7 protein-coding genes are annotated in these 6,862 nt (G+C 73.9%); 4 read left to right on the top strand and 3 right to left on the bottom strand.

Translation table 11 applies throughout. The features are described 5' to 3' along the window. Positions 1-29: 29 nt before the first annotated feature. A complete protein-coding gene (locus ABT247_RS30370; protein ID WP_502892530.1) occupies positions 30-422 on the bottom strand; it encodes a ribonuclease in 393 nt (130 codons plus the stop codon). 257 nt (positions 423-679) lie between these two features. Between ABT247_RS30370 and ABT247_RS30365 the strand changes: the two genes are divergently transcribed. Both ABT247_RS30365 and ABT247_RS30360 read left to right on the top strand, forming a co-directional pair. Then, positions 680-2,377: a carboxyl transferase domain-containing protein gene (locus ABT247_RS30365; RefSeq protein ID WP_350748930.1), complete on the top strand. Its 1,698-nt coding sequence runs from the start codon at positions 680-682 to the stop codon at positions 2,375-2,377. Positions 2,378-2,888: 511 nt separating this feature from the next. Further along, a complete protein-coding gene (locus tag ABT247_RS30360) occupies positions 2,889-3,257 on the top strand; it encodes an aggregation-promoting factor C-terminal-like domain-containing protein (protein WP_350748927.1) in 369 nt (122 codons plus the stop codon). Between the two features lie 375 nt (positions 3,258-3,632). On the opposite strand, the gene ABT247_RS30355 is transcribed toward ABT247_RS30360, so the two are convergent. Continuing rightward, a complete protein-coding gene (locus ABT247_RS30355; protein WP_350748924.1) occupies positions 3,633-4,091 on the bottom strand; it encodes an HD domain-containing protein in 459 nt (152 codons plus the stop codon). Between the two features lie 173 nt (positions 4,092-4,264). Here ABT247_RS30355 and ABT247_RS30350 point away from each other — a divergent pair, with 173 nt between their 5' ends. Next, positions 4,265-5,191: an AEC family transporter gene (locus ABT247_RS30350; protein ID WP_350748921.1), complete on the top strand. Its 927-nt coding sequence runs from the start codon at positions 4,265-4,267 to the stop codon at positions 5,189-5,191. 112 nt (positions 5,192-5,303) lie between these two features. Here the strand turns inward: ABT247_RS30350 and ABT247_RS30345 are convergent, their stop codons facing one another. Beyond that, complete coding sequence (locus ABT247_RS30345; protein ID WP_350748933.1) at positions 5,304-5,741, bottom strand: MarR family winged helix-turn-helix transcriptional regulator; 438 nt, start codon at positions 5,739-5,741, stop codon at positions 5,304-5,306. 141 nt (positions 5,742-5,882) lie between these two features. Between ABT247_RS30345 and ABT247_RS30340 the strand changes: the two genes are divergently transcribed. Then, positions 5,883-6,764 (top strand): alpha/beta fold hydrolase, encoded by an 882-nt coding sequence (locus ABT247_RS30340; RefSeq protein WP_350748918.1) that lies wholly within the window; start codon positions 5,883-5,885, stop codon positions 6,762-6,764. Positions 6,765-6,862 lie beyond the last annotated feature (98 nt).

The following is a 6,862-nucleotide window of genomic DNA, read 5'->3' as shown; positions in this document are numbered from 1 at the left end:
GTCCGGGGCCGGGGTCGCGACGGGGGCCGTCAGCAGGTCTGGTCGATCAGGGAGAAGGTGGCGTAGTGGTCGCCGGTGTAGTAGTCCTCCTGGTCCTGCTGGCCGGTGATGATCCGGCGGGCGCCGCGGGTCGGGGCGCCGGGGGTGATGACGGTGTACTCGTGGTAGTACCCGTAGGACTCGCGGGGAAGGACGCCCTCTCTGTTCTGGAAGACCACCCCGTCCTGGGAATAGGGGAACGGCCCGTCGCTGGCGATCAGGTCGAGGGTGTCGGTGGCCTCGGGCGGGAGGACCGAGAGGCAGACCGTGCCGCTCACCTCGGCGTGCGCGTCGGTGGCGACGGCGACCGGGGCGAGGGTCATCAGGGCGACGGCGGTGACGGCGGCAGCGCGGGTCTTCCACGCGCGTAGAGTGCGGGTCATGTCCATCAGTCTGGCGAGCCACGGTCAATCGCGACAGCCCCTGATCCAAGCTTTTACCAGCGGGTAACTCTCTTGCCTCATAAGCGACTTCGACTGTACGCCCGGCCCCGGGGGCACTCGCCCGAGGCCGTCCACGAACCGTCCGCTCCCCCCTTGCGTCGACCGCCGTCGAACTGCCGATCACGCCGCTGTCAGCCTGCTCACACCTTCACAGCCCTCCCACATCGCGCCACCCGCGCCGCATAGAGTGACGCACCGTGCCGACCGGAACGATCACTGACGGGGTGGACATGGGTACGGGAGCGCGCACTTCGCCGACGGCGCACCAGCTGATCGGGCTCCTGGTCGACCAGGGGAGCTTCCGCAGCTGGGACGAACCGGTGCCCGGACCACCCGCCGACCCCGACTACCGCGCCTCGCTCGACCGGGCCCGCGGGCGCACCGGCGTGGACGAGGCCGTGCTCACCGGCCTCGGCCTGATCGACGGACGGCCGGTCGCCCTGATCGCCTCCGAGTTCGGCTTCCTCGGCGGCTCGATCGGGGTCGCGACCGCCGAACGCGTCACCCGGGCCGTCGAGCGCGCCACCCTGGAGCGCCTGCCGCTGCTCGCCCTGCCGGTCTCCGGCGGCACCAGGATGCAGGAGGGCTCCGCGGCCTTCCTCTGCATGCTCCGCATCACCGCCGCCGTCCAGGCCCACCGCGCCGCGGGCCTCCCCTACCTCACGTACCTGCGCAACCCCACCATGGGCGGCGTCTTCGCCTCCTGGGGCACGCTCGGACAGCTGGTCTTCGCCGAGCCCGGCGCCCGACTCGGCTTCCTGGGCCCGCGGGTGTACGAGGAGCTGCGCGGCGTGGAACTGCCGGCGGACGTCCAGCTGGCCGAGACCCTGGCCGGCCACGGACTGGTGGACGCCGTGGTTCCGCCGCAGGAGCTGCGCGAGCTGCTCCGCCGTACGCTCGCCGTCCTCGGCACGGCCCCTCCCACCTCCGGTGGGGACACCCCTTCTTACGGGCACACCCGCACCCCCTCTCATGGGGACGCTCGAGGGACCACTCCTCATGGGCACAGCCGCGGGAACGCCGACGAGGCCGACGTCCGGGGCCCGGCGGCCGACGTCCCGGGCCCGGCGGCCGACGTCCGGCGCCCGGCGGCCGACGTCCGGGGCCCGGCCGGCGGGCCCGACGAGGAACCCGACGCCTGGGACGCCGTGCGCCGCACCCGCCGCCCCGACCGCCCCGGAACCCGCGAGCTGCTGCGCCGCACCGCCGGGGAACTGGTCCTGCTGGACGCGCCCGGCGGCCGTGGCGGTGCGCTGGTCCGGGCCCTCGCCGTGCTCGGCGGCCATCCCGTCCTGGTCGTCGGCCAGCAGCGGCAGGACACCGAGCACGAGCGTCCCTTCACCGCCGCCGACCTGCGGGCCGTCCGCCGGACCGCCCGGCTCGCCGAACAGCTGGGGCTGCCGCTCCTCACCGTCGTGGACACCGCCGGGGCCGAGCTCTCCGCCCAGGCCGAACGGGACGGGATCGCGGTGGAGATCGCCCACTGCCTGACCACCCTGCTGGCGCTGCGCACCCCCGTGCTGGCCGTCCTGCTCGGCCAGGGTTCCGGCGGCGGCGCACTGGCCCTGCTCCCGGCCGACCGGGTGCTCGCCGCCGGACACGCCTGGCTGGCACCGCTGCCACCCGAGGGCGCCTCGGCCATCGTCCACCGGGACGGCGACCACGCGGCCGAGCTCGCCCGGGCCCAGGGCATCGGCGCCCGCCGGCTGGCGGAGGTCGGCCTGGTGGACGAGGTCGTCCCGGAGCTGCCGGACGCCGCCGAGGAACCCGAGGCCTTCTGCGAGCGCATGGGAACCGCCATCGGTGCGGCGCTCGACGCCCTGGCGATCACCGGCGAAGGCGAACGGCTCGCCTTCCGGGCGGCGCGGCACCGGCGGCTCGGCGACGTTCGGTGACGGTTGGTGAGCGAACGCCTCCGATTCGCGACGGATTCCTGTGGCGCCGGGCACAGATCGTCTGTACCCAAAGTGCCGTAACCGCACCGTCCGGTGACAGCAGGGCCTGCCGAACGGTGAGTGCGCTCACAGGCGAAAACAGCCTACGACGCGCGGTAGTGGAAAGGCGCCGCGCGTGCGCCGACCGCCCACGAGGCCGCCCGCCGAGGGGCGTTCCCGCAGCTCAGAGGCGGTTTCCCAGCGGCAGGCGACCGACTCTTTCGATTCCACGGAATGCCGCCGGCTACGACGGCGCATCGTAACGAGGGGGTCTTGGCGGGGGCCGATCCGGTCTGGCAACAATTGCTCTCGTCGCCAGCCACACCGGCTCCTGTCCCGCCGGTGAACGGCTTACCGCCGAGTCGCGCCCCGCAACCGCAACGGCCCCTGTCCGGCCCGTGGTCCTGGGTGGGGCGCGACCCGGCCCAACCTGATTGAGGTCTTGCTCTTCATGCCCGCTTTCAAGCTCCGTATGCGTACTTCCGCCGCGATTCTTGCCGGTGCCGCCGGTCTGACCGCCCTGGGCGCCGGTGTGCTGCCCGCCACCGCGAACGCCGCCACCCCGCAGACCATCGCCGCGCAGATCGTCCCGGCGAACCAGCTGGCCTCGTTCAGCCAGATCATCTCGCACGAGTCCGGCTGGAACGTGACCGCCACCAACCCGAGCTCGGGCGCCTACGGCCTGGGCCAGGCGCTGCCGGGCTCCAAGATGGCCTCCGCCGGCGCCGACTGGAAGACCAACCCGAAGACCCAGATCAAGTGGGCGCTGGACTACATGAACTCCCGCTACGGCAGCCCGAACGCTGCCTGGAGCTTCTGGCAGACCCACCACTGGTACTAAGCCGACCGACCACCGGCTTACCGGCTTCCACCCGTCCCCTGACCATCTCCCCCTCACCCCGGGGGTCGGACAGGGACCGCTGGGGTGACCCGAGAGGGCCCGGGCCCGCGCGACCAGCGCGGCCCCGGGCCCTCTCGTGGTTCCCCATCCGCCGACCGCTCCCCGCCGGGGCGCGGTCGGCTCACCCGTTCCCGGTGCCCAGCGCCCCAGCCCGGGGCTGCCTCGGTCACAGCTCCCTCGACGGCTCAGCTCACGGTTCCCGCTTCGCGGCTCGCCCGCTCACGGCTGCCCGGCCCACACCTCCGGCCCGCAGCTCCTCAGCCCACGCCCCGCGCCGCCCCGGCCTACAGGTCCCCCGGCTCACAGCTCCGCGGCTCACAGCTCCCCGGTAATGCCCAGCAGCTCGCGCATCCGCGCGTACTTGGCGGCCAGTCGCTCGGCGGTCGCCCGGTCCAGCGCGGCCAGCCGGGCCGGGTCCGAGTTGTGCGCCAGGTCGGCCCGCTTGACCAACAGCGCGCCGGGGGTGTCCAGGATGCGCGCGGTGTACGCCTCCACCGACTCGTCCGGGCGGCGGGTGAGCGCGTCCACGATCGCCTTCGTCGCCTCCGGCAGCGCCGCCTGCGCCAGCCACTCCCGGCTCAACCGTTCGTCCTCGACGGTGTCGTGCAACCAGCCGGCCGCGATCTGCTCCTCGCTCCCGCCGCGGGCGGCCGTCCCGGCGGCGACCGCCGCGACGTGCTCGCTGTACGGGCGCCCGTTCTTGTCCACCTGCCCGTGGTGGGCGCGACGCGCGACGGCTTCCACCTCGGACAGGGTCAGGTACCGGTGCTCCATCAGCTCATCGTAGGCCCGTGCGGCGCGTCGGAGGCCCGTGATCGCCGGGCGGACGCCTGCTGGTTTACTGCCCCGGGGCTTCACGGCGCCCAGGGCCACCACCCGGGGCGCTGACGCCCAGGCGGGCGACCCCCGCCGAACCCGGCAGACCCGTCCGAGCGATCCGAGGAACCATGCCATCCCTGCACCCGTTGCTCGCCGGCTTCGCTCCCATCTGGGTCCTCACCGGGATCGGCTACCTCGTCGGCCGCAGCGGACTGCTCGGGCCCCAGGCCGAGGTCGTGCTGAATCGATTCGTCTTCCACGTCGCGATGCCGGCCGCACTCTTCCTGATGATCGCCCGCACCCCGCTGGACCGTTTCGCCAACCCCTCGATGCTCGCCTTCGCGGCCGGCACCGCTGTGGCCACCGGCCTCGGACTGGTCGCGGGCCACCTGCTCTTCCGGCGCAAGCCCGGCGAACTCGCCATCGGCGCGATGGCCTCCGGATACGTCAACTCCGCCAACCTCGGCATACCCGTGGCCGTGCAGGTGCTCGGCGACGCCTCCTTCGTGGCGCCGGTGGTGCTGTTCCAGATCCTGCTGGTCACCCCGGCCGTCCTCGCCGTCCTGGACAGCGGCGCAGCCGGGCGCCGCGCGCTGCTCACCCTGCCGCTGCGCAACCCGATCCTGCTCGCCACCGCCCTCGGCGCCGTCGCCTCGGCGACCGGACTGCACCTGCCCGCCGAACTCAACCACTCCTGCGAACTGCTCGGCGGCGCCGGCGTCCCGACCGCCCTGATCGCCCTCGGCATGTCGCTGCACAACCGCCCACCCGCGAACGGCCGTTCACACCGCGCCGAGGTCGGGCTGACCGTCGCGGTCAAGACCCTGGTCCAGCCCCTCGCCGCCCTCTTGGTCGCGGGCCCGCTGCTCCACCTGCCGTCGCACCAACTGCTCACCGTGGTGCTCTTCTCCGCACTGCCGACGGCCCAGAACGTCTACACCTACGCGCGCGAGTACGGTCGGGGTACCGACCTCGCCCGGAACGCGGTGCTCTGGTCGACCCTGGCCTCGATGGCGACCCTCTCCGTGATCAGCTGGGCCCTCGGATCCGCCTGACCCTCCTCCCACCCGCCGCCCCCGGAGGCGTCACTCCGACTCGCACGGCATCGCCCGAGTCCCGGCGGCGTCACCCCTCTGCTCGCGTAACAGCGCCCCCTCCCCGGCGGCGTCACCGCTCTGCCCGGGCGGCTGCCACCACGGCCGTCATCGCCTCCAGGAAGCGGCGGGCCGTCGCCAGATCCGCCGGGTCGAACCGGCCCATCGCCGCGACCAGGTCCGCGATCAGCCCACCGAAAAAGCCCTGCCCCAGCTCCATCGCGCGCTCCTCCACCACCAACCGGACCTTCCGCCGGTCCCCCGGGTCGCGCTCGCGACGGATCAGCCCGAGCCGCTCCAGCCGGTCCACCAGGCCCGTGGTCCCGGCCGAGTTGAGCCCCAGCGCCTCCCCGAGCCGGCCGGGGGTGACCACCTCCCCGGCCCGGGCTGCGTCCAGCAGGTGGATCAACGCCCGCAGATCGGTCGGATGCAGGCCGTTGCGGGCCGCGAACTCGGCGCCGAACAGATCCAGTTCGACCGTCAGACCGCGCAGCAGGTGCACCAGCCGCATCGGCTCCTCAACCTCGGACACCCTCTCGTCCTTCCTCAGGCACTGGCATGCAGTAGTCTCTCGCTCAGCGAGATACTTGTTCAACGAGCGACCACGGCGTGGTTCCCGGTCGCCGATCACACCACACCGCGGAGGCCCGCCATGTCCGCCCGCACCGCCCGCACCGCCACCGCTGCCTTCCTCGCCGCCTACGACGCGCTGCTCGACCGCTGGCCCGTCCCGGTGGAGCCGCTCACCGTCCGCACCGCTCACGGCACCACCCGGATCAACGCCTGCGGTCCCGCCGACGGCCGCCCCCTCGTCCTCCTCCACGGCGGCGGCGAAACCTCCGCCATGTGGTTCGCCAACGCCGGCGCCTGGGCCGAGGCCGGCCACCGCGTCCTCGCCCTCGACCTCATCGGCGACCCGGGCCGCAGCGTCCACGACGGCACGCCGCTGGGCGACGTCCCCGGCCTGCTCGGCTGGCTGGACGCCGTACTCGACCGGCTCGGCGTCGCCGAAGCCGACTTCTGCGCCCACTCCTACGGCGCGTGGATCGCCCTCGAGTACGCCCTGCACGCGCCCGCCCGCGTCAGTCGCCTCGCCCTCCTCGACCCCACCCAGTGCTTCACCGGCCTGCGCCCCGGCTACCTGCTACGGGCGCTCCCCCTCTTCCTCCCCCGCCGCACCGCGGCCCGCGCCCGCGCCTACCTGGACTGGGAGTCCGGCGGCGGCCACGGGCTCGACCCCGCCTGGCGCGAGCTTTACGCCCTCGGCTACGCCGACTTCCCCGCCTCACCCGTCGTCACCGGCCCCCGCCCCACCGACGCCCGTCTGCGCACCCTCACCACTCCGCTGCTCGCCCTCTACGCCGCCGACTCCCGCACCCACGACTCCCGCCGCGCCGCCGAAGCCACCCGCGGCGCCGTACCCCACGCCGGCACCGCCGTCCTCCCCGGCACCTCCCACCACACGATTCCCACCGCCGCCGCCCCCGAGGTCAACCACCAGGTCCTGACCTTCCTCCGCCGCAGCCACCCCTGACCCCCGGCCCCTGGGACGGCCCGGCCCGGCGATCCCCGCCCAGCCCCGCCGTGGCGCCCGCCCAACCGCGTGGGAAGTCGGCCCAACCGACTTCCCAC

The organism is Kitasatospora sp. NPDC001539 (assembly GCF_040298565.1).
Lineage (GTDB): Bacteria > Actinomycetota > Actinomycetes > Streptomycetales > Streptomycetaceae > Kitasatospora.
This window is presented reverse-complemented; position numbering and strand designations above follow the sequence as displayed.

Excerpts from the sequence above, each read along its gene's own strand:
- ABT247_RS30340 (WP_350748918.1), top strand. The coding sequence starts at position 5,883 with ATGTCCGCCCGCACCGCCCGCACCGCCACCGCTGCCTTCCTCGCCGCC.
- ABT247_RS30370 (WP_502892530.1), bottom strand. The coding sequence starts at position 422 with ATGACCCGCACTCTACGCGCGTGGAAGACCCGCGCTGCCGCCGTCACC.
- ABT247_RS30345 (WP_350748933.1), bottom strand. The coding sequence starts at position 5,741 with ATGCGGCTGGTGCACCTGCTGCGCGGTCTGACGGTCGAACTGGATCTG.
- ABT247_RS30355 (WP_350748924.1), bottom strand. The coding sequence starts at position 4,091 with ATGGAGCACCGGTACCTGACCCTGTCCGAGGTGGAAGCCGTCGCGCGT.
- ABT247_RS30350 (WP_350748921.1), top strand. The coding sequence starts at position 4,265 with ATGCCATCCCTGCACCCGTTGCTCGCCGGCTTCGCTCCCATCTGGGTC.
- ABT247_RS30360 (WP_350748927.1), top strand. The coding sequence starts at position 2,889 with ATGCGTACTTCCGCCGCGATTCTTGCCGGTGCCGCCGGTCTGACCGCC.